The 25,659-nt window shown below is 70.5% G+C and carries 23 protein-coding genes and 1 pseudogene; 5 read left to right on the forward strand and 19 right to left on the reverse strand.

Going from position 1 to position 25,659, the window contains the following annotated elements:
• Window positions 1–51: 51 nt before the first annotated feature.
• The 5 genes from ACIBKY_RS43625 to ACIBKY_RS43645 all read right to left on the reverse strand — a co-directional run bounded on the left by ACIBKY_RS43625 (window position 52) and on the right by ACIBKY_RS43645 (window position 6,724).
• Window positions 52–762 (reverse strand): lysostaphin resistance A-like protein, encoded by a 711-nt coding sequence (locus ACIBKY_RS43625; RefSeq protein ID WP_397106586.1) that lies wholly within the window; start codon window positions 760–762, stop codon window positions 52–54.
• A gap of 462 nt (window positions 763–1,224) precedes the next feature.
• The gene (locus tag ACIBKY_RS43630; RefSeq protein WP_397106588.1) at window positions 1,225–3,450 is read right to left on the reverse strand and encodes a hypothetical protein; all 2,226 of its coding nucleotides are present in this window, start codon (window positions 3,448–3,450) and stop codon (window positions 1,225–1,227) included.
• A gap of 201 nt (window positions 3,451–3,651) precedes the next feature.
• Window positions 3,652–5,442 carry an FtsX-like permease family protein gene (locus ACIBKY_RS43635; protein ID WP_397106590.1) on the reverse strand — a complete coding sequence of 597 codons (1,791 nt, stop codon included), beginning with the start codon at window positions 5,440–5,442 and terminating at the stop codon, window positions 3,652–3,654.
• Window positions 5,443–5,447: 5 nt separating this feature from the next.
• The gene (locus tag ACIBKY_RS43640) at window positions 5,448–6,188 is read right to left on the reverse strand and encodes an ABC transporter ATP-binding protein (RefSeq protein ID WP_397106592.1); all 741 of its coding nucleotides are present in this window, start codon (window positions 6,186–6,188) and stop codon (window positions 5,448–5,450) included.
• Window positions 6,185–6,724 (reverse strand): PadR family transcriptional regulator, encoded by a 540-nt coding sequence (locus ACIBKY_RS43645; protein ID WP_397106594.1) that lies wholly within the window; start codon window positions 6,722–6,724, stop codon window positions 6,185–6,187. The genes ACIBKY_RS43640 and ACIBKY_RS43645 overlap by 4 nt, the downstream gene beginning before the upstream one ends.
• A 175-nt stretch (window positions 6,725–6,899) precedes the next feature.
• On the opposite strand from ACIBKY_RS43645, the gene ACIBKY_RS43650 reads away from it, so the two are divergent.
• Window positions 6,900–7,253: a hypothetical protein gene (locus ACIBKY_RS43650; protein WP_397106596.1), complete on the forward strand. Its 354-nt coding sequence runs from the start codon at window positions 6,900–6,902 to the stop codon at window positions 7,251–7,253.
• On the opposite strand, the gene ACIBKY_RS43655 is transcribed toward ACIBKY_RS43650, so the two are convergent.
• A complete protein-coding gene (locus ACIBKY_RS43655) occupies window positions 7,237–8,304 on the reverse strand; it encodes a hypothetical protein (protein ID WP_397106598.1) in 1,068 nt (355 codons plus the stop codon). The genes ACIBKY_RS43650 and ACIBKY_RS43655 overlap by 17 nt on opposite strands.
• Before the next feature lie 587 nt (window positions 8,305–8,891).
• Window positions 8,892–10,391 (reverse strand): MFS transporter, encoded by a 1,500-nt coding sequence (locus tag ACIBKY_RS43660; RefSeq protein ID WP_397106600.1) that lies wholly within the window; start codon window positions 10,389–10,391, stop codon window positions 8,892–8,894.
• Between the two features lie 50 nt (window positions 10,392–10,441).
• Between ACIBKY_RS43660 and ACIBKY_RS43665 the strand changes: the two genes are divergently transcribed.
• From ACIBKY_RS43665 to ACIBKY_RS43675, 3 genes are read left to right on the forward strand one after another with little or no spacing between them, the layout of a single operon-like run.
• Complete coding sequence (locus tag ACIBKY_RS43665) at window positions 10,442–11,056, forward strand: TetR/AcrR family transcriptional regulator (protein WP_397106602.1); 615 nt, start codon at window positions 10,442–10,444, stop codon at window positions 11,054–11,056.
• A gap of 56 nt (window positions 11,057–11,112) precedes the next feature.
• Complete coding sequence (locus ACIBKY_RS43670; RefSeq protein ID WP_397106604.1) at window positions 11,113–12,126, forward strand: RNA polymerase subunit sigma-70; 1,014 nt, start codon at window positions 11,113–11,115, stop codon at window positions 12,124–12,126.
• A 55-nt stretch (window positions 12,127–12,181) separates the two neighbouring features.
• Window positions 12,182–12,757 (forward strand): dihydrofolate reductase family protein, encoded by a 576-nt coding sequence (locus tag ACIBKY_RS43675; protein ID WP_397106606.1) that lies wholly within the window; start codon window positions 12,182–12,184, stop codon window positions 12,755–12,757.
• Window positions 12,758–12,877: 120 nt separating this feature from the next.
• On the opposite strand, the gene ACIBKY_RS43680 is transcribed toward ACIBKY_RS43675, so the two are convergent.
• The 5 genes from ACIBKY_RS43680 to ACIBKY_RS43700 are packed head-to-tail and all read right to left on the reverse strand — an operon-like array spanning window position 12,878 to window position 18,268.
• Entirely contained in the window at window positions 12,878–14,398 is a 1,521-nt protein-coding gene (locus tag ACIBKY_RS43680) for a tripartite tricarboxylate transporter permease (protein WP_397106608.1), read from the reverse strand.
• A gap of 1 nt (window position 14,399) precedes the next feature.
• Entirely contained in the window at window positions 14,400–14,909 is a 510-nt protein-coding gene (locus tag ACIBKY_RS43685) for a tripartite tricarboxylate transporter TctB family protein (protein ID WP_397106609.1), read from the reverse strand.
• A gap of 20 nt (window positions 14,910–14,929) precedes the next feature.
• A complete protein-coding gene (locus ACIBKY_RS43690) occupies window positions 14,930–15,892 on the reverse strand; it encodes a tripartite tricarboxylate transporter substrate binding protein (RefSeq protein ID WP_397106611.1) in 963 nt (320 codons plus the stop codon).
• A 54-nt stretch (window positions 15,893–15,946) separates the two neighbouring features.
• Window positions 15,947–17,134 (reverse strand): mandelate racemase/muconate lactonizing enzyme family protein, encoded by a 1,188-nt coding sequence (locus ACIBKY_RS43695; protein WP_397106947.1) that lies wholly within the window; start codon window positions 17,132–17,134, stop codon window positions 15,947–15,949.
• A 21-nt stretch (window positions 17,135–17,155) separates the two neighbouring features.
• Window positions 17,156–18,268 carry a mandelate racemase/muconate lactonizing enzyme family protein gene (locus ACIBKY_RS43700; protein WP_397106613.1) on the reverse strand — a complete coding sequence of 371 codons (1,113 nt, stop codon included), beginning with the start codon at window positions 18,266–18,268 and terminating at the stop codon, window positions 17,156–17,158.
• Between the two features lie 94 nt (window positions 18,269–18,362).
• Between ACIBKY_RS43700 and ACIBKY_RS43705 the strand changes: the two genes are divergently transcribed.
• On the forward strand, window positions 18,363–19,040 hold the full coding sequence (locus tag ACIBKY_RS43705; protein WP_397106615.1) for a GntR family transcriptional regulator: 678 nt from the start codon (window positions 18,363–18,365) through the stop codon (window positions 19,038–19,040).
• A gap of 290 nt (window positions 19,041–19,330) precedes the next feature.
• On the opposite strand, the pseudogene ACIBKY_RS43710 reads toward ACIBKY_RS43705, so the two are convergent.
• From ACIBKY_RS43710 to ACIBKY_RS43740, 7 genes and pseudogenes are all read right to left on the reverse strand, one after another.
• Window positions 19,331–19,816, reverse strand: a pseudogene (locus ACIBKY_RS43710) (SDR family NAD(P)-dependent oxidoreductase); the annotation flags it as partial.
• A gap of 63 nt (window positions 19,817–19,879) precedes the next feature.
• Window positions 19,880–20,653 carry a DUF1295 domain-containing protein gene (locus ACIBKY_RS43715; protein WP_397106617.1) on the reverse strand — a complete coding sequence of 258 codons (774 nt, stop codon included), beginning with the start codon at window positions 20,651–20,653 and terminating at the stop codon, window positions 19,880–19,882.
• Window positions 20,650–21,819: a class I SAM-dependent methyltransferase gene (locus ACIBKY_RS43720; protein ID WP_397106619.1), complete on the reverse strand. Its 1,170-nt coding sequence runs from the start codon at window positions 21,817–21,819 to the stop codon at window positions 20,650–20,652. Before ACIBKY_RS43720 ends, ACIBKY_RS43715 begins: the two co-directional genes overlap by 4 nt.
• Window positions 21,816–22,961 carry a class I SAM-dependent methyltransferase gene (locus ACIBKY_RS43725; RefSeq protein WP_397106621.1) on the reverse strand — a complete coding sequence of 382 codons (1,146 nt, stop codon included), beginning with the start codon at window positions 22,959–22,961 and terminating at the stop codon, window positions 21,816–21,818. Before ACIBKY_RS43725 ends, ACIBKY_RS43720 begins: the two co-directional genes overlap by 4 nt.
• A complete protein-coding gene (locus ACIBKY_RS43730) occupies window positions 22,958–23,575 on the reverse strand; it encodes a DUF1365 domain-containing protein (protein WP_397106623.1) in 618 nt (205 codons plus the stop codon). Before ACIBKY_RS43730 ends, ACIBKY_RS43725 begins: the two co-directional genes overlap by 4 nt.
• Window positions 23,572–24,777, reverse strand: coding sequence for an NAD(P)/FAD-dependent oxidoreductase (locus tag ACIBKY_RS43735; protein ID WP_397106625.1), 1,206 nt, complete (start codon window positions 24,775–24,777; stop codon window positions 23,572–23,574). Before ACIBKY_RS43735 ends, ACIBKY_RS43730 begins: the two co-directional genes overlap by 4 nt.
• Before the next feature lie 436 nt (window positions 24,778–25,213).
• Window positions 25,214–25,636 (reverse strand): MarR family winged helix-turn-helix transcriptional regulator, encoded by a 423-nt coding sequence (locus ACIBKY_RS43740; protein ID WP_397106627.1) that lies wholly within the window; start codon window positions 25,634–25,636, stop codon window positions 25,214–25,216.
• Between the last annotated feature and the right edge of the window lie 23 nt (window positions 25,637–25,659).

A 25,659-nucleotide genomic window follows, 5' to 3' on the forward strand; every position in this document is an offset into this window, starting at 1 on the left:
CCCGCCCTCGAAGATCACCCCACAGACGAGCAGCGAGTTCGCTCCCTTTGACTAGCGGACGGGTCGCGCCTGGCTCGGGCGCATCAGCCACACGGCGGCGGCGAGCGTGAGCACCCAGCCGATCACTTCGATGAGCAGGTGATCCGTCGCGCTGGGAACGGACTGCAGCAGGTACACCCGGATGCTGTTGATCGCTCCGTGCGTCAGAACGGCGGGCCATACACTCCCCGACCGCCAGCGAAGCGCGAGCAACAGCGGCGCCCATGGCAGCATGCCCGCGTAGTAGATGACGAGGTCCCAGAAGGGCCGGTCACCGATGACGGCGAGGACGGGCAGGTGCCAGACGATCCAGACCAGGCCGCTGACAAGGGCCAGCGGCCAGAACCCCCATGACGCGGCGCGCGTCGCCAGCCAGCCGCGCCAGCCGAACTCCTCGCCGATGGCGAAGACCGACTGCATGAGGAGGACCGGAACGACCCAGATGGTCGCCACGAGGATCTGGTCGAGCGGGTTGAGCCGCCAGATCCCCAACGCCAGGGCGATGGCGGTCTGGATCGCGGCGATCGCGGCGATGAGGCCGATGCCGATGCCGGCCCACGTGGGCGTGCCGCGCCACCTGGTGGCGAACGTCTCCCGGAACGTTCCCGGTCGCCGGGCAAGCCACATGATGATCGCCGCGAGCAGCGGCGTCAGTTGCAGGACCGGAGTGATCAGGTTGTTGAAGTCCGCCGGGACGAGCCGGAAGACCATCGGAACGGACAACGCGAAACACAGCAGGACGGCGATCGCGAAAAACCACGTGACATCGGAAGTAGTTGATCTGGCAGAACTGGAGCGCGTCGGGGACGCAGTCATGATGACCTCGTTTTCCCCTGGCCACCGGCAAAGGCCGGGGCTGTCCGGCCGGCGCGCATGACAACGCTGAGAAGTATGAGACGTAGGAAACGCACAAACTCGAAAGTAGGCCGGGCGGAATCGGCCCGCCTCACCCGAAGGGGTGAACCCGGTACCGCCCGTCAGGATGGAATTCATGGCGAGCGACGAGCCGCGTGCACGCGGGTCTGGTTTCCGTAGGGCGGCGTGGGGCGGCGTGGGGCGGCAACCCCGCCGGGCGAGGCGTCGGCCGCCGCCGTGCACGATCATGCCGGGGTACCCGCTCCCGCGCCGGGCAGCCGTATGGCCAAGGACACCTCGTGCCGGGTGACCGATCCCGGGCCGTCGCGGTCACGATGGCCACGGGTTGATGTCGACCTTGATGCTGCCCGCGTTGTCGCCGAGGGCCTGGTCGGCGTCGTTGATGCGCAGGTAGAGCCGGGCCGGCCGGTCCCCGGTGTGCTCGAACAGCCCTCCTCCGCCCACCGGGAACACCCGCTGCCCAAGCCTGCCCAGAAGATAGCCGTACGGTCTGCCGGCGTCGTACTTGTAGCCCTGGGCGATCCTTTGATCGTCGGCGGCGGAGTAGCCACCGGCGTCGACGTAGGGGTGGTTGCGGTGGTCCACCGTCCAGGTGCCCTCGTTCAGGTCGCTGACGTTGAACTTGCCGGCGATGTCGATCCCGGTGTCCTGCCAGCCCTGTGCCGACTGGACCTCCATCGTGTCGCCGGTCACCGGAGACGGGGTGGGTGACGGTTCCGGCCGGTAGAGGCCCGAGTGGAGGAGGAACCTGGTGCCGTCCCAGCGCCACCTGACCGTGCGCTTGATCGACGGCCCGGACGCGTGCGAGTCGCCGGGGGCGTAGAACTTGACTTCGGCGGCGAGCAGGCCGCCGGGAAAGGTGGTGGTGCCGGGCTGGAACCACGGGTAGAGCCGCTCGCGGACGAGGGTGGGTACGCGCCCGATGTAGCGGCCGTCGCGGTGGAAGACGCGCAACTCCTGGGTGAAGAAGTTGCCGGGCACGGGGCGGATGCGGAAGAGCACGGCGGTGACCTTGCCCAGCCGGGCGATGCGGCCTTCGGCGATCTGCTCGATCCCCACCTCCCAGCCGCCGCCCGCGCCCGTGCCGTCCGCGATGTCGATCAGCCTGGGCTGGGCGGAGAGGTCGTCACCGTTGAGGTAATAGGACCGGTTGCGCCAGTCGTTCTCGCCCTGTTCCGGCTGGACGGCCAGCTCGAAGCTCTGGGGCAGTTGGGTGAGCTCCCAGGCCGCCGTCAGCACGCTCATGTTCTTGGTCACCACGTCGATGACCCTGGCGAGAAGCTTGGCGAACGCGGCGGGCTTGCCCGTGACGAGGCCGCCGGCGTCGTCGAGCGCCTCGGCCACGGCGTCGGTGAGGGCCGACACGCACTTCACGCCGATCTGCTGGCCCACCAGCAGGTCGGACAGCGGGGCAGGGCCGTCGGTGATCGCGGAGCCCAGGCCTTGGAGCGCCCCTGCGACGCAGTTGACCGTGCCCTTGGTCTCAAGCGCCTTGGCGATGCTCAGCGCTCCGACTGAGGATCCTCTCGACAGGACGAGGGCCACGTCGATGATCACCACCTGGATCACCAGCGCGGCGTACACGGCGAGATGCGGCCGGACGGTGGCGATCTTCAGCGGGCCACCTCGCGCGAGCAGGCCGCCAGGGTCACGGGAGGCGGACAACTTCGCATGGGGTACGGCGATGCCGAGCTGGGACCCGGCGGTGAGCACGGCGCCCTCGTCACCGTAGACCGCCTTGTACGTCAGGTAGGCGAGCCGGGTGAACCCCTCCTCCAGGCTGGAGGGCAGGTCCTGCCGGACCTTCATCCCCGATTCGGCCACGACCACGAACCCCACCGGCCGGTTGTTGGTGACCGATGCCGTGAACTCGCCGTCGCCGTCGGCGAGCGTGCCCCACAACCAGGGATCCGGTGGCTTCCCCCAATCGCCGGGAGCGAAGCTCACCACGCTCTCGATCGACGTCTCGCCGCTCGGCTCGGGCGCTCGTTGCTTGAGCATCTGCGCGGCGAAGGTCGCCACCTGCCGGGCGATCGCCGCGTCGTCCGTCGCGACGGCCCAGAAGTCGCTGAGGTGGTCGATCTCCGCGACGAGGGTACGGCCCGCTTCGTCGTAGCCGGCCGGCAGCAGCCGGGGCGGCCCGCCTTGGGGCGCCGTGGCGATGGCCAGGCGGTCGGCCGGGATGCCCGCGGGCGGGCCGGTCAGCGACAGCCCGAGGCGCAGCGGTTTGGCCGGCTGGGTCCCGGACAGGTCGACGGAGATGCCCGTGCCGAGCTGGTCGGTCAGTCCGGTCACCGGCGCGCTGGGCGGCATCGCGGCCGCGGGCCGTACTCGCAAGGTGGTGGGAGAGGAGATCGCGCCCGGGGGGATCTCGATCCAGCCGCCCTCGAAGGCGACCCGCTCCCCGTCCGGGCCGACGGTGCTCACGCTCTGGGCGGCTGGAGCGGTATCGCGGGTGACGATCAGCCAGGCGGCGACGCCGACGCTGAGCGCGGTCAGCGCGGCGGCGATGAGCACGGTGTTTCGCGATGGCATCGGCGGCTCCCGGGGACTTCAGCCTCCGCTCCGAAATCACGTTCGGCAAGCGTTGATACCGGACCGTTCCAGAGCCTTCCGATCAGGAGCGAAACCCCGCCCCAAGAGCGTGTCTCATATGCCTCCGCGTGGGTGCTCAGCAGGGAGCGGAGCCCAGGGACGAGCTCGCGGCCGAACCGGTCGGCCGGCGCTGCCGGTCGATCACGCTGCGTCGGCCGTGAGAACCGGTACCACGGGGCGGCGGGCGGCCATGTGGGCGGGCAGGGCGGTGAGGGCCACCGTCACCAGGAGGGTCGCGAGCGCGGCGATGAGCATCCAGGAGTCCGGCGCGTGGATCGCGTTGCCGGGGCTGAAGACGGAGAACACGCCGCTGCCCAGGGGGACGCCGATGAGGGCGCCGGGCAGGCAGGGCAGGAGCTGGGCGATGGACAACCCCGCGGAGACCTGCCCGGGGGTGGCGCCGAGCGCACGGGCGATGGCCAGGCTCGGCCGGGCCTCCATCGCCGTGGTCCAGGTGAACGCGATGATGTTCACCACGGCCAGCGCGATCAGCAGGGCGGAGACCACGATCAGCAGATGGCCGGAGTTCTCGGCCCGCAGGTTCGGCAGGGCGGTGGAGCCGTTCAGGCCGTAGCCCCTTGAGGACTGGACGGACAGGGACAGCAGGCCGGTGAGCGCGATCAGCGTGGTGGCGGTCGAGCACGCCTGCAGCACCACCCAGCCCGGACGGCGGGCGGTCAGCCGCAGCCCGAGCAGGAACGGCGTGGGCAGCAGCGCGGACAGCGCGGTCAGCCGGGGACGGTGGCGGGGCCGGTGAACGGTCTCGGACAGGGCGGCGATGGTCGCGGTGCGCAGGGCCCGCAGCGTGGGACGCAGCGCCGACAGCACCGCCACCGCAACGGCCAGGACGGTCGTCGCGGCGATGATGGAACCGCTCGGCCCGCCGACGTCGCCGACCCTGCTGGCGGTGGGGCTTGCGATGACGGGCACGGTCAGCCGCGCGATCACCAGCCCCAGCACGTCGGCCAGCAGTGCCACGGCCAGGTACTCCGTGAGCAGGACGGCGGCGATCAGGCCGGGGGTGGCGCCGACGGCCTTGAGCAGCCCCGCCCGCCGGGTCTGCTGGACGGCACGGCCCGCGGCCAGCGCCGCCACCCCGGTGATGGCCAGGAAACTGAGCAGCCAGCTTCCGAGCACCAGGATCGGCTGGGCACCCCGGAGAATGACGGCGTCCTGATCGGCCTTGAACTGCCAGGAGTGGAAGTTGATCCTGATGGCGTGGTTGCGGTTGGCCTCCCTGAACGCCTCGGTCGCGGCGGGGTCGCGCAGCTTGAGGTCCAGGGCCAGGGTCACCGGGAGATCGTGGGACGAGGCCAGGGCCCGCGCATCGGATCGGGTCATCCAGGCCAGGCCGGTGTAGTCGCTGGCGCCGCCGTACGGGCCGATCTGCGCCGCCCACGGGTAGATGGAGGTGGCCGCGGTCACGGCGATCCCGGTGACGGGGTACGACCGGCCGGCGATGGTCACGTGGTCGCCGACGCCGACGCCCAGCGCGGTGGCGAAGCCGCGCTCAAGGACCGTGCCGCCGGGACGCACCCACTGCCCGGAGGTCACCAGGGGCCGGTTGAGCGCGCCGGGCTTCTCGGCGAAGCCGTGCACCACCACCGGGGACGCCGTGGCGTCGCGCGTGGTGAGGTTCGCGTAGACGATGCGATAGGGGCCGTGGTGTCCGGCCACGCCGGGAGCGTCGGTCAGGCCGGCCAGGGCCGAGGTCGCGGCGGAGCCCGTTTCGCCGGAGAGCGCCACCACATCCGGCCCCGCGGTGGCCGCGCGGGTCTGCTCGTACAGCGTCTGGCTGGTCCCGCTCAGGGACAGGCCAAGAGCCAGAGTGGCGGTGGCGGCGGTTACCGCGAACACGAGCATCACGACCTGGGACGGGTGCCGGCGCACGTCGGCGAGCGCCAGGCGCGCGACGAGCACGATGGAGCCCATGCCGTTCAGCCCTCCAGCCCGATCAGGCCGCCGAGCCCGCGCGGGTGGGAGCCGGCCAAGCTGGTGTCGTCGACGAACATCCCGTCGCGCATCGAGATCAGCCGGTCCGCGCCGGCGGCGACGCGCTCGTCATGCGTGACGATCAGCAGCGTCTGACCGGCCGAACGCAGTTCTTCGAAGATCCGCAGTACGTCGAGGGTGGCCGCGCTGTCGAGGTTGCCGGTCGGCTCGTCGGCCATGACGACGAGCGGCTGGTTGGCCAGCGCGCGGGCGATGGCGACCCGCTGACGCTGCCCGCCCGACAGCTCGGACGGCAGGTGCCGGGCGCGCGCCGTGAGCCCGACCCGTTCGAGCAGGGCGCCCGCGCGCCGCCGGGCCTGGCGCGGCGAGTGCCCGGCCAGCAGCGCGGGCAGTTCCACGTTCTCCGTCGCCGACAGCTCCTCCACCAGGTGGAAGGCCTGGAAGATGAACCCCACCGACTTGCGCCGCATGCGCGCCAGAGCCCTCTCGCTCAAGGTGTCGATGCGCTGCCCGGCCAGCCACACCTCTCCGCGCGACGGCCGTTCCAGGCCGCCGAGCAGGTGCAGCAGGGTCGACTTCCCGCAGCCGCTCGGCCCCATCACCGCCAGCGTCTGTCCCTCGGGCACGTCCAGGCCGACCTCGTCGACCGCCCGTACCCGGCTGTCCCCTTGACCGTGCTCCTTCACCAGGTCACGGACCTGGACCACGGCACCCGGTTCGTTCACGCACCATCCTCGACTCTGTCGTCGGCGGCCCTGGACCAGGTCCGCTCGCAGGCTTCCAGCCACCGCAGGTCCGCCTGCAGCCGCAGCGCGACCCCCTCCAGCAGCAGCACGGCCTTGGAACCCGCCGGCTCGGCCAGGATCGCCCGCTGCGCCTCGCGCAGGCGGCGCAGCAGCTCGCGGCGCTGCGCCGCCACCAGTTCGATCGGGTCGGCGAGCCGGGACGCGGCCGCCGCGACGAGCTTGAGATGAAACTCCGCCTGGTCCGGCTTGGGCCAGCCCACCTCGGTCAGCCATGCCGCCACCCGTTGCTGGCCGGCCGGGGTCAGCGCGTAGACCTTGCGGTCGGGGCGCTCGGGCAGGCCGTCCTCCCGCTCGCAGACGACGAGCCCGGCCTTCTCCAGCCGGGAGAGGGTCACGTAGATCTGGCCGGGGTTCATCGACTCGCCCAGCGGGCCCAGGCTCTGGCGTAGCCGGGCGCGCAGGCCGTACCCGTGCGACGGCTCCTTGGCGAGCATCGCCAGCACTGCGTCCTGCACGGCATCCCCCTAACGGTTAGCCAATAGATAGCCGTTAGCTGTATGGCGTGTCAAACGCCGCATGACGATTCGGCTGTACGGCCGGCATGGTGCTCGGTCATGAGGTGTGGCGCCCGCTACGTCCAGGGAAGTACGCGTTCAGTCCTTTGCAAGGGCCCGGCGTTAGCGTGTGATCATGGACGATCCTGGGCGTCCCTACCAGGTCGGCGGCTACTGGCTCGGGGCCAGGCTGGGCGCCGGCGGGCAGGCCGTGGTCCACGAGGGCTATGACGAGGAAGGCGACAGGGTCGCGGTCAACGTGCTCCGGCCCGGCAGCGGGTTCGGTCCGGATCGGGAGGTCGCGGCGCTGGGCCGGGTGGCCTCCTCCTGCACGGCCCGCGTGCTGGCTCACGATCTCGACGCGGCCACGCCGTACCTGATCAGCGAGTTCGTGGACGGGCCGAGCCTGAGCATCGCCGGGGCGGCGCGGGCGCACATCGAGGACGCCACGATCGGCTCTGCCGGGGGGATTCCTACAGCAGCCCGGTGAGCTGCTGCCGGGTTTCGGCGAGAAGGTCCGGTGCCGTGCGGCGGGCGGCGGACAGCGCCAGGCGTGCGGTTCGGCGGCCCTGGCGCGTCTGTCCCGCCGCGCTCAGCACGAGTGCGCGCGCAGTCAGCGCGACGACCCTTGCCGGGGCATACACCAGCGCGTCCTGGCGTGCCGCTGATCGTGTCAGCTCGACCATGGCCGCACTGGCCGACAACGCCTCGGCCGGGTTCGTCGAGGACAGGATGCGCGCGTGGGTGCCGGTGACCCGCGCGTACAGGCTCAGGTATTCGCCCGCGTAGACCCTGAACAGTTTCTCGCAGCACTCGACCGCCTCCCGCGCCGCCGCGAGCGCCGCCTCCGGCCGGCCGGCCGCCCGCTCGACGGCGGCGATCGCGTCCAGGGCCTCGGCGAGGGAAGGCAGGTAGCTGTAGTCGTCGCGCGCGCCGATCCCCTCCAGCTCCGCCATGGCCTCCTGGCCGATCCGTGCGGCCTCCTCGTGCCGGCCCGCGGCACTGAGCAGCCTCGCCTGGGCCACCAGGGCGAGGGCCACGTCCCGATGGAAGTCGGGACCGCCGCGCCACTCGCCGAGGCCTTCCCGGCGGATCCGCACCGCCTCGGCCGCCGGATCGAGCGCCTCCAGTGGCCGTCCCGCCAGGGCGAGCATGCCGCAGTGCTCGTCGAGGGCGTGGCCGTACCCCTTGAGGCGGGTGCGCCGGTCGGTGTCCAGCAAGGCGCGGTGCCGCTCGACGCGCTCACCGCTCACCGCCGCGGCCTGCTCCAGCCGGCCTGCCAGGAACAGCGCCGTCGCGTACCGGGCCAGCGCGAGGACGAGCTGCTCCTGCTCGGCCGGGAGCCGGGTGCGCAGGAGGTCGGCCGTGGCGGCGAGTCGCCTCAAGTGCCTGCGCCTGAGCACCTTCGGCAGCGACCAGCCCGCCAGGACGACCGCGGCGAGCATCAGCGCGGTCGGCCAGCCCGGCCACAGCAGGAAGGAGATCAGCGCGGCCACGACAATCAGGCCCTGCACGGCCAGAACCGCACAAGATCGCACCATGAGGTTCAGTGTGACGGCCGGCGCGGCGAGCGCAACCCCGACGGCGGAGTCGCCCACGCCTGCCGCAGGTCCGGGGAACCCGGTGAGGCCGGCCGGTGTCGCCGCAGGCCAATGGTCAGGCATGGGCAGCGGGGCACCAGTGGGCCTGATAGCCACGCTACGGGTGAGCGATGTCGTCGTCAGAGGTCCACGACGAGGCGGGGCGAGCGTGCCCGCGACACGCAGGCGTACATGCGGCCCGCCGGAGCGCCGATGTCGTCGCGGTGCTCGGGTTCCCCGTCGATGACGGTGTGGGCGCCCGGCTCCCTGGGCGCCAGCGGGCCGGCGGCGCTCGGAAGATCACCTTGGGATCGGGTCAGTACAGTTCGCGGTAGCCGTGCACCGGCTCATCGCCGCCCCCGATCCCGTCGACGTCTCCCGCTTCGAGAACGAACTGGTGGCCATGCTCACCCGCTACCTCACGGCAGCCGGGTGACAGGGTCGACGGCGGTCCGAGACCGGAAGCGGGCTGACCGCCAACGACCGCCAACGGCTGCCGGGAGGAGGCTGCGTTCCCGGTCATCGGGTGGGCGGATGTGGGGGGTCGGTCATGCGGTGTACTCCCCATCGTGGGGGCCGGCCGCCCGGTCGCCGGCGGCGCGCCGGGTGCGGACGAAGCCCCAGGCGACGAGGGCGGCCGCGACGACGGTGAGGGTGAGGCTCGCCGTGGTGACGGCCTGGTGGAACTCGCCGGTCTGCCGTGGGCTCCAGGGGTACGCGGCGATGCCGCCGGTGAACAGCAGGGCCAGGATGGTGCCGGTGACGGCGATGCCGGTGCCTGAGGTGACCTGGGAGGCGGTGTCGACGAGCGCGGTGCCGATGGTGGTCCGGTTCGCGGGCAGGCCGCGGACCACGTTCAGCCCGGCGACGACTCCGACGACGCGCATCCCGGCCGCCACGAGGACGAGCGCCAGCGCGATCCACACGTAGCCGAACCGGCCGAGCAGGCCGTAGACGGCCAGGCCAGACACGACCGCCGCGGTGCTGGTCCAGGCGGCCCGGTCCAGGCCGACGCGGCGCACGAACGGGTCGACGAACGGGCTGCCCGCGATGAGCACGACGACCTGTGGCAGCATCCCGAGGGCGGCCAGGGCGGGCGGCCAGCCCCAGTCGAGCTGCAGTTGAAGCGTCACCATGTAGCCGAGCCCGGCGGTCGCCAGCCCGGCGGCGGCCTTGTAGGCCAGGCCGCTGGAGACCAGGGGGAGGGCGAGGAGCTTCAGGTCGAGCAGCGGATGACGGGCCCGGCGCTCGCGCAGGACGAAGCAGATCACCGAAGCCGCGGCCGCGGCGGTGGTCGCCCAGGGCGCCCAGGAGCCGGAGCCCTCGTCCACGAACAGCGTCGGCGCGAGGAGCGTGAGCACGATCGCCGCCGTGCCCAGCAGCATTCCGGGCACGTCGAGGGGGTCGTGGTGGAGTCCGGCCGGGTCGTCGGCGGCGATGCCGTACCGCACGCAGAAGAACGCGATCGCGGCGATCGGCACGTTCACCAGCAGCAGGACCTGCCACGGCGCGATCGCCAGCACCAGGCCTCCCGCGGTCGGGCCGATCGCGAGCCCGACCAGGCCCACGGTGGAGATGAGGGTCAGCGCGCGCACGCGCAGGCCGTCCTCGCCGAACAGCCGGAACGCCAGCGCCATCGACCCCGGGGTCGTCATCGCGGCGGCGACCCCCATCGTGGCCCGGACGGCGATCAGCTGCTCGGGGGTGGTGACCACGGCGGTCGCCAGGCTCGCCACGCCGAGCAGGACCAGCCCGAGCAGCATGATCCGCCGCCGGCCGAACCGATCGGCGATCGCGCCGAACGCCAGCATCAACCCGCCGAACACCACCGCGTAGGCGCCGGTCACCCACTGCAGCGCGGTGGTCGAGGCGTGCAGCTCGCGTCCGATCACCGGCAGCGCGACATTCAGGATCGAGTTGTCCAGCATCTCGAAGAGGAACACCGCCGACAGCCCCGCCAACGCGACCCACGCCTCCCGCAGCGATCGGGGAGCGGTGGTGGCGCGCGGCCCGCTGGGGCGCTTTCCGGAGACAATGAAGGATGACATGCCACTAGGTTATGTCACTAAGTTAAGTCACACAAGAAAGTGGGGTCGGGATGCCCAGGACCGGAGCGCGAGGCGGACCACAGACGCGCGCGAGGATCTCGGAGGTCGCGACCCGGCTGTTCCTGGACCGCGGGTTCGACACGGTCACGGTCACGGAGGTCGCGCGGGAGGCCGGGGTCTCGGCCGTGACGGTCTTCAAGCACTTTCCGCGCAAGGAGGACCTCCTGCTGGACCGCGAGGTCGACGCCGTCGAGTTCCTGCGCTCGGCGGTACGCGAGCGTGACCCGGGCACCGAGGTGCTCCACTCCCTGCGCGACATGACGTTCCGTCTCCTGGAAGAGCGGCACGCCCTGTCCGGCCTCAAGGACGGATCCGTTCCCTTCTTCCGGACCGTCGTGGCCTCGCCGGCCTTGGTCGCCCGCGCCAGGGAGATCGGTTTCGATCTCCAGCAGACTCTCGCCGGCGAGCTCGAACGGGACCCGGCCTTCGATGGCGACGCTCCGCTGCTCGCCGCCTTCTTCGTCGCCGGCTACGCCACGGTGCTGACGGAGACCGCCCGGCGCCTGATCGCCGGAGAAGCGGCCGGCGCCGTCGCGGACGGCCACCGCGCCCGGCTGGAGCGCCTGTTCGACGCCCTCGGCGGCGGAGTCGCGCCCCGGCCCTGACGCTCACCGCCGCGCGAGGCGGGGACCGGGCCCGTCAGGGATCTAGCCTTGCCGATGTGGATGAGCATCTGTTGCTGGAACGGGCCCGCGCCGGTGACGAGAAGGCCTTCGAACGGCTGGTCCTGGCCTATCGGGGCGAGCTGGCCGCGCACTGCTACCGGATGCTCGGCTCGCCGCACGACGCCGAGGACGCGGTGCAGGAGTCGCTGCTCAGCGCCTGGCGTGGGCTGGCCGGGTTCGAGGGGCGGAGCTCGCTGCGTACCTGGCTGTATCGGATCAGCACCAACACCTGTCTGCGGCTGAACGGCAGGCGGGCGCCGAGGGTCATGTCACCGGACCGGGAGGCGGCGCGCGGCCGTACCGACGATCTCGGGGAGTTCGTGGGCGGGCCGGTGTGGATGGAGCCGTGGCCGGACGACCTGGCGGCGGACGAGCCCGGACCGGCGGGCAGCTATCTGCGGCGGGAGGGCGTCGAGCTGGCGTTCGTGGCGGCGCTGCAGCAGTTGCCCGGTACGCAGCGTGCGGTGCTGATTTTGCGGGAGGTGCTGGGGTTTTCCGCCGCCGAGGTGGCCGGTCTTCTGGACACCTCGGTGGCCTCGGTGAACAGCGCGCTGCAGCGGGCGGGCAAGACCATGCGCAAGCGGGTGCCCCCGGTCAGCCAGCGCGACGAACTGGCCGCGCTCGGTGCGGATGGACGGCGTGAGCTGGTGGCGTCGTTCGTGAACGCGTGGGAGCGAGCGGACGTGGACGGGCTCGTGGCGCTGCTCGCGCGCGAGGCCCGGTTCACCATGCCGCCGCTTCCCGCCTGGTTCGACGGGCGGGAGAACGTCCGCCGCTTCCTGGTGGAGCGTGTGTTCGCGTTCGACTGGCTGCTGCGCCCGATCGCGGCGAACGGCCAGCTCGGCTTCGCCTGCTACCAGCGGACTCCCGGCCACCCGCGGTTCGTCCTGGCCGCGCTCCTGGTGCTGAGCGTGCGGGGCGGGAAGATCGTCGAGCTCACTGGGTTCCTGGACCCGCAGCTTCATCAAGTTTTCAGACTTTCTCAGGAAATATCGCCCGAGGAGCGATGAGTTCACGGCGGCCTTTGTCTCTGCACTCCTGACAACCCCGAAAAAGGAGAGCAGTATGCGCAAGGTCGTCGTGACCAACATCGTCACCCCGGACGGCTACTTCGAAGGGCCCGGCAAGGACTTCATGGCGATGCCGGAAGAGGATGCCTTCGACGAGTACAACGCCGAACGGCTGCGTGCCGCCGACACCCTTGTGCTGGGACGCCTGACCTACGAAGGGGCAAGGGCCTACTGGCCGGGAGTCGCCGGCGACCCCGGGGCCCGTCCCGTTCTGCGGGAGATGTCACGACTCATCAACGCCATGGACAAGACGGTCGTCTCCGACAGCCTGCCGCCGGAGCGGACCGCGCCCTGGCGCGGCACGCGAATCGTCAACCGCGGCGCCGCCCATGAGGCGGTGGCCGGGCTCAAGCGCTCGCCCGGCCGGGACATCCTGATCTTCGGCAGCCACGTGCTCTGGAACGACCTGCTCACGCACGGCCTCGTCGACGAGTTGCACCTGATGGTCGGCCCCAGGATCCTCGGCGGCGGCACCCCGGCCTTCGAGTTGCCCGCCCCGCTGTCCCTGCAGCTCCTGGAGGCCCGCCAGCTGCCGTCCTCCCAGCTCGTCCTGATCCGGTACGGCGTCTGAGACCGGATCGGCCGGGGAGATCGCCGCGCACGCTCAGGAGGGGCGCCTCGGCGAGTGCGCCGGATCCGCCTCTGCACCTGTCTCCAGGACAAGCCCGGAGCCGAAGCGGAAGAGGGCCTTCTAGGGGTCCGGCTCCGCGGACGCCGTGCGCGAGGGCTTCCGGGCTGTCCGTCTCAGCCGTAGCGACAGGGGCAGCACGATCGCGGCGACAGCGGTGAGCAGCAGAGCCAGCGAAACCGGGCGTTCCACCAGGATGGACAGGCTGCCCTGGGACATCTGCAGCGACTGCCGCAACGACCGTTCGGCCAGCGGTCCGAGGACGAGGGCGAGCACCAGCGGGGCGGCCGGGTAGCCGAACCGCCGGAGCAGATAGCCCACGGCGCCGATGATGATCACCAGCGCGACGTCGAACAGGCTGTTGCGGATGCTGTAGGTGCCGGCCAGCGCGATGCCCACCACGATCGGCACCAGCGTCGCCGGCCGTACCTGCACGACCTTCACGAACAGCGGCAGAGCCGGCAGGTTGATCAGCAGAAGGAGCACGTTGCCGATGTACATGCTGGCCACCAGGCCCCAGAAGATGTCCGGGTGGTCGTTGATCAGCAGGGGGCCGGGCTGGATGCCGTAGAGCAGCAGGCCACCCAGCATGACCGCGGTGGTACCCGATCCGGGGATTCCGAGCGTCAGCATCGGGACCATCGCCCCGGTGGCGGATGCGTTGTTGGCGGACTCAGGAGCGGCGACGCCCTCGATGATGCCGGTGCCGAGTCTGTCCCGGCGCTTTCCGACGCGGGCCTCCAGAGAGTAGGACAGCAGCGAGGCCAGCGTGCCCCCGGACCCGGGCAGTATCCCGGCGATGAAGCCGACCACGCTGCCGCGCGCGATCGGTGCCCCGGCGTGGCGCCAGTCCTCCCGGTCAGGGAGGAGACCGCCGAGCTTCTCCTTGATCGGCGGGGTGTGCAACCGGTGGGCGAGCAGGTCGGCGACCTCGGCCAGGCCGAACAAGCCGATGATCACCACCAGGAAGTCGATGCCGTTGAGCAGGTTGATGTCGCCGAAGGCGAATCGCGGCAGGCCCACGATCGGATCGATCCCGACGCTGCCGATCAGCAGGCCGAGCACGCCCATGAACGCGGCCTTGACCTGCGACCCGCCGCTGAGCGCGGTGAGCAACGTCAGCCCGAGCAGGGTGAGCGCGAAGAACTCCGGTGGCCCGAAGCGGACGGCCCAGTCGGCCAGCGGCGGTCCGGCGATCATCAGCGCCACCACCGACGTGGTGCCGGCGATGAACGAGCCGATCGCCGCGATCCCCAGTGCCTTGCCCGCCTGACCTCTGCGGGCCATCGCGTGGCCGTCCAGGGTGGTGACCACGTTGGCGGAGTCGCCGGGAATGTTCACCATCACCGCGGTCAGCGTGCCGCCGTACATCGCGCCGTAGTACGTGGCGGCGAGCATGATGATCGCGGTCGCGGGTTCCAGCGCGGCGCCGATCGGCAGCAGTAGGGCGACCCCGCCGGAGGGATTGATTCCGGGCAAGGCGCCGACGACCATGCCGAGCATGACGCCGATGAGGGCGAACAGCAGGTTGGTCCACGTGAACGCGATGGCGAATCCGTGTGCCAGGTTTCCGATCAGGTCCATGTCAGATCCCCAGCAGGCCGGTGGGGAAGGGCACCCCGAGAAGCACGGCGAAGACGAGATGAATCGTGGCCGCGGTGCCCAGACTGATCGCGATGGCGCCGATCACCCGCATCCGTATGATCACCACGCACAGATAGGCCAGGTAGACGGCGAGCCCCGTGACGAAGCCGAGCAGCGGCATCAGCACCAGCAGGGCGACGCCGCCCAGCAGGGCGCCTCCCAGCCGTACGGCTCCCGCCCGGCCGGACTCCGGTCCCACGCCGTCCGGTTCCGCGCCATGCTGCCCGGGGTCCGGTTCCAGGCTGGCCCGCTCGCGCGGCGCCCGGATGCCGGCCACCTGAATGGCGACCCCCAGCACCAGCCCGATCGCCGAGAGCCAGACGGGGAAGAAGCCCGGGCCCGGCCGGCCGTCCACGGTGTAGGGCAGCAGCCACGCCTGCCAGAGCCAGAGCAACATCAGGACGTTGAGGATGCCGGTCACCAGGTGCCCGGCGAGGCGGTTGCTCGTCATGACATTTCTCCCGTCCCGGCCTACTTCGGCCGGAGCCCTAACTCTTGGAAGAGCGAGACGTACTTCTGCCACTCCCGATCCAGATAGCGTTGGGCGTCGGCCCCGATGTGAACGGCCGGCTGCAGGAAGTTGGCGCGGAGGTAGGCCCGCCACTGCTCGGTCTTGGTCATCTGGGTGAGGGCGGCCTCCCAGTACGCGCGTTGCGCCGCCGTCACCTGCGGCGGGCCGATGAAGCCCCGCGCCTGTGTGCTCACGAGGTCGACGCCCTGTGCCCGGAACGTGGGGATGTCGAGGCCGGCGATCCGGTCCGCGCTGGACACCGCCAGGGGGCGGATCCGGCCGCCGTCGATCAGGCTTTTGATCTCGCTGGGGTTGGAGCTGATCACATCCACGTTGTCGCCCAACAGCGCCGCGCTCGCCTCGCTGCCGCCGTCGAACGGGACGTAGGCCAGCTTCGTCCCGGTCTTCAGCTGCAGGAGGTGGTGGACGATGGAGTCGGCGCCGCCGGTCTGGGTGCCGCCGTAGCGGATCGCGCCGGGCCGCGCCTTCGCCGCCCGTACCAGCTCCTGAAGGGTCCGGTACGGCGAGGCCGCGGACACCACGAGCACGCTCGCGTCTTCGGCGACAACCGAGTAGTTCGAGTAGCTGGTGTAGTGGTAGTCGGCCTGCCGGCCGGCCGGGGTGGACATGTAGGTGCCGGAGTAGGCGGCGATGTAGTGGGCGTTGCCGGACTGGCCTCGCAGGTAGGTGTAGGCCACGGCGCCGCTGCCGCCCTCCCGGTTCTCGGCGAGGATCGAGCGGGCGACGATCTTCTGTTCCGTGAGGGCCTTCGCGGCGGTCCGTGCCATCAGGTCGGTGGCGCCGCCGGCCGAGGCGTGGATGATCAGGTGGACGTCCTGGCGGGGTTGCCATGAGCCGCCCTGGTCGGATGCCGGCCGGCTCGCGCAGGCCGCGGTCGTGACGACGAGGGCTGTGATGATCATGCAGAGCCGGATGGCGGGCATCGGCTTCGGGGGGTGGGTGCCCATGAGAGTGCCTCAGAACTCGGCGAGTGGCTGGAGGACGGTGCGGTACAGTTCCGACTTCGTCTCCAGGGCCAGTCCGGGCTCGTCGGGAAGCTTGACGAGCGAAGACTCGACGGGAATGTGGTCGGCGAAGCCGTTGAAGGGTTCGAACACGTCGGGATAGGACTCGTTGCCGCCGAGACCGAGCCCGGCGGCGATGTTCAGCGCGAACTGGTGGCCGCCATGCGGGATGCAGCGGCGCCGGGACCAGCCGTGCATGTCGAGCATGTCGAGCGTGCGCAGATATTCGGTCAGGCCGTACGACAGGGCCGGGTCGAACTGCAGGACATCGCGGTCGCCGCGCATGCCGCCATGGCGGATGAGATTGCGCGCGTCGAGGTGGCTGAAGAGGTTCTCTCCGGTCGCGAGCGATCCCCGGTACCGCTCGGAGAGAACGCTGTGGAGCCGGAAGTCCAGGGGGTCGCCGGGTTCCTCGTACCATCGCACGCCCAGCGGCGCCAGCGCGTCCGCGTACGCGAGGGCCGATCGCAGGTCGAAGCGGCCGTTGGCATCGACCGCGAGCCGGTCGGCCTCGCCGTTCAGCACGCCGTCGACCACGGTCTCGATGCGGCGCAGGTCCTCGTCCAGGTCGGCGCCGCCGATCTTCATCTTGACCACGGAGTAGCCGCGGTCGAGGTAGGAGCGCATCTCGTCCCGCAACCCGGCCATTCCCTTGTCCGGGTCGTAGTAGCCGCCCGCGGCGTAGACGAACACCTGGGAGTCCGCCGCACCGCTGTTGAAGCGATCAGCGAGCAGCCGCCACAGCGGAACCCCGGCGATCTTGGCGGTCGCGTCCCAGAGCGCCATGTCCAGGACGCCGACGGCGACCGATCGCTCGCCGTGCCCGCCCGGCTTCTCGTTGCGCATGAGGATCGCCCAGATCTCCCGGGGGTCCAGGTTCGTGCCGGACGGGTCCAGCAGCGCGGCGGGCTCCTCGCGGGCCGCTCGCAGCAGCCTGGGAATGAAACGGTTCCTGAGCAGGCCCTGGGCGTCGTAGCGGCCGTTGGAGTTGAAGCCGAAGCCGACCACTGGCCGGCCGTCGCGGATCACGTCGGTGAGCACCGCGACCACCGAGACGGTCATGGTCTGGAAGTCGATGTAGGCATTGCGGATGCGCGACCGGATCGGCACGACCGTGTCGCGGACGCCGACGATGTTCATCATGATTGTCCCTTCGCCCGGTCATCCGGAGACTTTGGTGTCTCTTAAGGCGTCCCGGTCGACGTCGAGCCCGAGGCCGGGCCGTTCGGGGATGGTGATCGTGCCGTTCTCCGCCTGGGGAGAGCCGGGGAACAACTGCTGACCGACCTGGACCATGCCGATGTGCCATTCGAGGATCCAGCCGTTCATCAGGCCGGCCAGGGCGTGCATCGCGAACAGCGGCCATCCGCCGCCGTGCGCGATCGGCAGATTGTAGACCTGGGCCAGATGGGCGGCCTTGCGGACTTCGGTGAAGCCGCCGCAGTAGCAGGGGTTGGGGTGCAGGATGTCCACGGCCTGGTGCTCGACCAGTTCCCGCAGCCGCCAGCGGTGACCTTCCATCTGCCCGGCCGCCAGCGGGATGCGGGTGGTGCGTCGCAGGTCGGCCAGGGCGCGGGCGTCGTTCTGGTGCAGCGGCTCCTCGAACCAGGTGAGCCCGCAGTCCTCCACCGCGCGGCAGAGGTACTTGGCGTCGGTCGGCGTGAAGAGATAGTTGGCGTCGATCATCAGGTCGATGTCATCGCCCACGGCCTGGCGTACGGCGCGGATGCGGCGCGCGTCCTCGCGCCAGCCGCCCTTGTCCACCCCGACGACCATCTTCAGCGCGGTGAAGCCCGCGGCGACCTGCAGTTTGGCGGCCTCGGCCAGTTGGTCGACGTCGTACTGGGGCACGCCGAAGGTCACGTACACGGGCAACTTGGTACGGGCACCGCCGAGCAGGCTGGCCACGGTGCGGCCCTCATGCTTTCCGGCGATGTCCCACAGGGCGATGTCCAGCAGCGACAGCGCGCTGGAGACGACACCGGTCATCGTGCGCGGGTTGAGCGCCTGCCAGACCCGCTGATGGATGGCCTCGATCTCGCGGGCGTCCATGCCGGAGACGACCGGCAAGAAGTGCTGTTCCAGGGCGGTGACGACGGAGCGCGCCAGGAAGTGTCCCGTGATGGCCACTCCGGTGAGCCCTTCGTCGGTCTCGACCTCACAGAAGACGAACTCCTTCTGCTCGGCCCTGCCGTACCCCTCGACGCGTCCTTCCAGGAGGGGGACCTTGATCGACGTGGTGTGAACGCTGGCGCGGATGTCCCTGATCTTCATTGCGCTCCTTGAGGTGGATTGGGTTGAGAATGAGCCCAGAATTGCAAACTGTCAACGATTTGCAATTTCTGGATCGCTCGCGTATGAAGGGCGGGTGGCTGATCACACCCAGGCGTCGCGGCGGCGGGTGGTGGAACGGCGGCCAGGTTCGCTGCCGGCGATGATCGTCGAGGATCTCGAAAACCTGATCATCAGTGGCGCGCTCAAGGGCGGCGACAGGATCAACGAATCCGCCCTGGCCGAACGGCTCGGCGTCAGCAGGGGGCCGGTCCGCGAGGCCTGCCGCCGGCTTGAGCGCGGCCGGCTGGCCGAGTTTCGCGTCAACCGGGGCATGTTCGTCAGAGAGATCTCCGCGGAGCAGGCGGCCCAGCTCTACGACATCCGGGCCGGCCTGTTCACGCTCGCGGGACGGCTGGCCGCCGAGAACGCCGCCCCCGCCGTACTCGAGGCGCTCACCCGGCAGGTGGCCGAGCTGGGCAGGTGCCCTGACATCGGCCACTACTATCCGCGCAACGTCGACCTCCATCGCGCCCTGGTCGCATTGTCCGGCAATCCACGTCTTGGTGAGCTCTACGACGACACCTCGAAGGAACTGCATCTCTACCGGCGTCAAGGACTGGACAGCCCGGAGGCTCGCGCCGTATCCAACGCCCAGCACGAGCGGATCGTCGCCGCCATCGCGGCCAGAGACCCGACCATGGCCGCGAAGCTGATGGAGGAGCACATCCTCACCGGGAAACAACGCCTCCTGGCCGCCCGTCCACACGCTTGAACCCGTTCCGTTTCCCCGCCCGCCTGTGCCGGGCGGTTCATCGCGGGCCTGGACGGCGCGTACATCGGTTGACGCGCGGCTATGGGATCACCTTTGCGCTTGGTGAAGGGGGCGCTGGCGAGCCGGTAGATGACCTTGCGGGGGGTGAGCCAGCGGACGTGTGCGCCGTTCGTGGCCTTGGTCAGTGCCTGTGTGGCCAGCCAGGGCGCGACCGTCTCCACCCGGTCGGCCAGGATGTCGTACATCTTCCTGGCGCGCGGGGTCAACTCGTGCAGCAGCAGGTCCGTGGTGACCATACCCGGGCTGAGCAGGCCGACCGAGATGCCTTGGGGCACCTCCTTGACCAGGGCTTTGGTCAGGTAGGTCAGCGCCCGCTTGGTCGCGCCGTAGACGGCCAGTCCCGGTACGGCGCGGCCGTCGCTGCCGAGTCCTTCCATGTTCCACACGTGGCCGTGGCCCTGCTCGGCCATTCCCGCCAGCGCGATCGCACTACCGTTGATCACACCGGTGAGATTGACGTCCACGACGTCGCGCGCCTGCTGTTCCGGCAGTTCCCACAGCGGGAGCCGGGATTGGGTGATCCCGGCGTTGTTGATCCACATGTCGACTCTGCCGTGGCGTTCGATGGCGGTGCGCCACATCGCCTGGAGTCGGGCCCGATCGCGGACGTCGGCGTCCTGCGAACCGCCGGTGATGACCTGGTGGCCATGCTTGGTGAACTGCTCGGCGAGCCCGCGGCCGATGCCGCGGGTGCCGCCGGTCACGACGATGACCATGGGAGCGTCCTTCGAATCGTGGTGGTCGTGATGCCGGGAGCGCCGGTCGATCGCCCCGGGCCCTCATCGGCGCTTGGGCGGGAGAGGAACGAATCCGCTGGTGCGGCGGATGTAGTCGGCATAGCCGGGCCGGGTGGACGACAACTGCCGCTCCAGCATGGGCTTGCCGGTCTTGGCGAGCAGGAAGTACGTCATGACGACCGGAGACAGGATGGTCAGGACGCCGGGCCAGCGTTCGGCGGCGATGAGGAAGAGTCCCCACCAGACGGCTGCGTCGCCGAAGTAGTTGGGGTGGCGGGTGTAGCGCCACAGGCCGGTGTCCAGGACGCGCCCCTTGTTCGCGGGGTCGGCGCGGAAGCGGGCCAGTTGCCGGTCGCCGACAGTCTCGAAGACGAACCCGACCAGCCAGAGCGTCACGCCGGCCCAGCCCAGCCAGCCGACCGGCCCGGTCGTGGTCATGCCGACCTGGATGGGGAGCGAGACGAACAGCATGATCAGGCCCTGGGTCAGGTAGATTATCCGGAACGCGTAGGCGTCGCGGTTGCCCGGGGCCTTGGCCAGAAGCGCCATGTAGCGGGGGTCTTCGCCGCCGGCTGCGACCCGCCGGCCCAGGTGGAGCGCCAGCCGTACCCCCCACAGGCAGGTCAGAAGGGCCAGGAGGACACGACGCGGCAGGTCGCCGTCGGCGCTCTGCAGGAAGGCCGTCAGCGCGATGAGGGTGAAGCCGAGGCCCCAGGCCACGTCGATGACGGCATGCTTACCCGCCTTGATCGCCACTCCGAAAGTGATCACCAGGAGGAAGGCCACCCCTGTGGAGCAGGACAGGAAGACGATCATCGGTCTCTCCTCAGCACGATCTGATGGACGTCCATGCGGCCCTGCTCGAAGGCGAGCATGCCGCCGGCCAGGTAGAGCTCCCAGACGCGGGCGCGTTCCGGGCCGATCAGCGCTCTGACCTCGTCGAGGCGGGCCTTGAAGCGGTCCTGCCAGGCTTGGACGGTCCGTACGTAATGGTGGCCGAGGGAGTGGGTGGCCTCCACCGCGAATCCCGCCGCCGACAACATCGCCGTGGTCTGACGGAGGGGTCTCATGTGCATGTCGGGGGCGATGTAGCGCTCGATGAACGGGCCGCCGCCGGGGCGGCTTTCGCGTGACATCTGCTGGATGAACGCCCGGCGGCCGGGACGTAGCAGCCGGCGGAGCGTGGCCGCGTAGCCGGGGTAGCCTGCCTGGCCCACGTGCTCACCCATCTCGATGGAGCAGATCGCGTCGTAGGGGCCGTCGGTGATGTCGCGGTAGTCCTGTGATCTGATCTCGACAGGCAGTCCGGCGGACCGGTCGAGGGCGAACTGCCTCTGCCGGTGCGACAGGGTGACGCCGACGACGGCTACACCGCGTTCTCTGGCCGCGTGCAGCGCGAGTGATCCCCAGCCGCAGCCGACGTCGAGGATCCGCATGCCGGGCCGTAGCTCCAGGTGGTCGCAGATACGGTCGAGCTTGCGCCGCTGCGCCTGCTCCAGGGTGTCGCCGGAGGCGAAGACGGCGCACGAGTAGGCCATCGAGTCGTCGAGGATGAGCTGGTAGAACTCGTTCGACAGGTCGTAGTGGTGGGCGATGGCCGCGCGGTCGCGTCGGCGGGTGTGCGACCGGCCGCGCAGCCTCGCTTCGCAGGCCGGGGGAGAGGGGCGCGGGCCGAGCACGCCGGGCAGCCGGATCAGCGACAGCAGGGCTCGGGGGTGAGGGCGGAAGGTGGCCGAGGCGCGCACGCGGCGCAGCGTCTCGGTGAGGTCACCGTCGAAGCGGAGGTGGCCGCTGACGTAGGCCCTGGCCAGGCCGAGCTCGCCCGGGCTCCAGAGCAGGTGCCGGGCGGCGTGGGGGCTGCGCAGTTCGACCGCCGGGCCGTCGCCGTGAATGCTGTCGTCCCAGAAGCGAATCGCCACCGGTGGACTTCCGCCGAAGAGCGTGTCGATCGAGTGTCCCGCTCGGGCCGCGATCGTCGTCAAGAACGTCTCCTTTCCAGGGTGAGCTGCCAGACGTCGAGGTAGCCGGACCGGAATCCCGCTTCCGAGTAGGCGAGATAGAGGGTCCACATGCGGTGGAAGGTCTCGTCGAAGCCGAAGTCGCTGATGGCCTCGCGCTGCTCGAGGTAGCGCTCGCGCCACAGCCGCAGGGTGCGGGCGTAGTGCTCACGCAGCGACAGCCGGTCCACGATGCGCAGCCCACCCAGCAGGTTCTCGATCGCCGGGATCGAGGGCAGCATGCCGCCGGGGAAGATGTGCTTCTGCACCCAGGTGTGGGTGCCGAGCGTGGCGAGCATACGATCGTGCGGCATCGTGATGGCCTGCAGCGCGATGCGGCCGTCCGGGGCCAGGCGGCGCTGGAGCACCGCGAAGTACTCCGGCCAGTGCCGGGCGCCGACGGCCTCGATCATTTCGGCGCTGATGATCGCGTCGTAGCGGCCGTCGACCTCCCGGTAGTCGCACAGGCGGAACTCGACTCGTCCCGGACCCCGCAGTTCCCGCGCTCGTTCCCATGCCAGCTCCGCCTGCTCCTTGGACAGGGTGATCGAGACCACCTCGGCGCCTCGCCCGGCGGCGCGGATGGCCAGTTCGCCCCAGCCGCCGCCGATCTCCAGCAGGCGCGTGCCCGGACCGACGCCCGCCTGTGTCAGCAGACGGTCGATCTTGCGGTGCTGCGCGGGCGCCAGATCCGCCCAGGTGGCGGCGCCCGGGTCGGCGAACCAGGCGGAGGAGTAGGTCATGGTCTCATCGAGGAAGGAAGCGAACAGGTCGTTGGACAGGTCGTAGTGCCGGGGGATGTTGCGGCGTGCTCCGGCCGGGCTGCCGCGCTCGTTCGGCGGCGTTCTCGGCAGCGCCAGGCGTCGCAGCCGCTGCAAGGGCGGCGGCACGAGGGTGTCGACCTCGCCGGCCAGCGCGGTCAGCAGGCCGGCGAGGTCGTCGGCGTCCCAGTCTCCTGCCGTGTAGGACTCGCCGAACCCGATCAGTCCGTCGGTGCCCACCCGGCGGAAGAACTCGTCCGGCCGATGGAGCCGGAATCCGGTCCATGCGGGGCCCATGCGGCGGGCGACGCGCAGGAAGAGCTGCCGGGCCAGTTGGGCGCGCACCCAGGTGCTGACGTCGTTCATCGCCGCGCTTCTCGCGGCTGGACGGTGAGCCCGCGCAGATACAAGCCGATTCCCTGGCGGTGGATGCGGGCGATGGTGAGGATCGGCGTCAGGAGGTGGCGCGTGTTCATCGCCGGTACGGCACGTCCGCGGACACTGGCGGCGAAGGGGGGCCGGCCCGTCCGGTGCAGGGTGACGGTGAGCGCGAGCCGTTCACCGGGGACCGGAAGATCGATCCGGTACGAGCCGTCGACCGCGTTGAAGGGTGAGACGTAGAGGTCTTTGGCGATGTCCCGGACGCCGGGCCGCAGGAGGTAGCGGTGACGCCCGCCGTAGGTGTTGCGCACCTCCGCGACGGTGGCGGCGAGCCGTCCGGCCGAAAAGCACCAGTGCACCCGCAGGGGGTCGAAGGCCCAGCCCAGCAGCCTGTGGTGGGCCAGGGTCAGGACCCGGTCGGCGGTCAGTTCGTGGCGGGCGAGGAACGCGTCGAGGTCACCGCGTCCCGCGGGCGGCGCGATCAGCGACCTGCGCGCTGGTTCGTCGGCGTCGACCAGGCACAATGCCGTGCGGTAGCGGAAGGTGTTCCGCACGGGCTCCGTCCGGGCGTGGGTGACGACGCAGTCGTAGACGATCACCAGCGGCCGCCCAGGGCCTGGGCGGCCAGCAGCCCGGAGCGGCAGCCGTCCTCGTGAAATCCCCATCCGTGGTAGGCGCCGGCGAAGACGATGCGCTCATCGTTGAGCCGGGGCAGGCGCCGCCGGGCGGCGACCGAGACGGGCGTATAGACCGGATGGTGGTAGACCATCCGGGCGACCACGTGCCGCTCGTCGATCCGCTCGCCCAGACTGACCAGGTACGGCTGGCCCTGCAGCCGGTCCATGTCGTAACTCACCCGCACGCTCCCCGCGTCGGCGCGACGGCAGTCCATGCGCAGGTTCCAGGACGCGCGGGCCTTCGCGGCGGTGGGAAGGATCGTGGTGTCGGTGTGCAGGACGGCTTCGTTGCGCGAGTAGCCGATGGCGCCGAGCACCTCACGCTCGGCCGTCGTGGGCGCGGCCAGAAGCCGCAGCGCCTGATCGGGGTGGGTGGCCACGACCGCGGCCGAGAAGGTATGCCTGCCGTCGGCGACCAGGTCCACGTTGCCGCCCGACCGGCGCAGCTCGCGCACCGCGCAGTTCGTGTACACGGCCGACAGTCCCTTGGCGATGCGCTCCACGTAGGCGCGCGAGCCGCCGGCGACGGTACGCCAGCGCGGGGAACCGCCGACCGACAGCATGCCGTGGTTTCGCAGGAACGAGAACCAGTAGCGGGCGGGATACCGCCGGGCCGTATCCGGTGCGCACGACCAGACCGCCGAGATCAGCGGCGTCAGGAAGTGGGCGTCGAAGTAGGGCGAGAAGCCGGTCGCGAACGCGCCGACCGTGCGCTCGTCCCCCGTCGCCAGCGTACGGCGCGCCGCGCGGTGAAATCGCGGCACCTCGGTCAGCATGCGCAGGTAGGCGGGCCGCAGGCGGCGCTGGGCGAACAGGCCGGACGCCCCCTTGCCGCCCGCGTACTGCAGCCCGCAGCCGGCGCACGAGACGGACATGCTCATCTCCGTTTCGCGCGTTCGCACGCCGAGCTCGCGAAACAGCCTCGTCAGGAGCGGATAGGTCCGCTGGTTGTGCACGATGAAGCCGCTGTCCACCGTCCCCGTCGGCACGTCGTGGGTGTGGGCGTGGCCGCCGAGCCGTTCGTCGGCCTCGAACAGCGTCACGTCGTGGTCGCGTTGCAGCACGTAGGCCGCGGTCAGACCGGCGATACCACTGCCGATCACCGCGATCCTGCGTCGTTTCATGATCACGTCCTCAGAAAAGGGGCCGGCAGTCCCGGGTGAGACGCCGCGCGGTGATCGCCAGGGTTCGTGGACAAAGGCGGAGTCACGCCTGCACCGCAGGCATCGTCGCCGGGTGCGGCGCTGGGCGCCGGATGATCGTGAACGCGCGGGTCCCGGTTGTACGGCACGGCAATGGTCTCCACACAGGCGTATTCGGAGCCGGTACGCCGCGCGGTTGCCCTCACCCGGAAATTTGTTCAGCAGACTGATCATATGAACGATGGTCAGCAGGTGGGGCTGAGTGCGTGGATCCTGGTCAGGGGCGTTCCACCTGGCGGCAGGCCGTGTCGAGCGCGTCGTCGGAGCTGCGGTTCAGGAGGTGGGGAGCGTGCCCGCGGGGATCATGTAGCCGAGGTGCCAGTGGGTGTCCTGGTCGAGGACGGCCAGCAGGGCGGGTTCAGGTGTGGGTGATCAGCTTGATCAGCTGCCGGCGGAAGGCGTCGTAGTCGTCGACGGCACCGAGCAGGCGCTCGGACTGGCGTTCTTGCTTCCGCACGCTCTCCAGCGCGGTGCGGCCGGTGTCGCTGATCGTTATCAGGGCGCGCCGGCGGTCGCGGGCGTCGGTGTCCTTGCTGACGTAGCCCACCTTGCGCAGATGCTCGATCGTCTTGCTGATGGTCTGATCGGTCACCCGGCTGAGGCGAGCCAGCTCGCGCTGTGTCAGCGGGGAGCTCGTCAGGTGATGCAACGCGATCATTCCGGCGTGGGTCAGGCGGTACTCGGCCAGCACATCGTGAAAGCGGGCCTCCACCAGCCGTGCCGCAACGGAGAGCAGCCGGCCCGTCGGCCAGGAGCTGATGTCCTTGTCGTCTTCGCGCACACGCTGATTGTCCCAGCCCGGCG

It is taken from the genome of Nonomuraea sp. NPDC050394, assembly GCF_044459065.1.
Lineage (GTDB): Bacteria > Actinomycetota > Actinomycetes > Streptosporangiales > Streptosporangiaceae > Nonomuraea.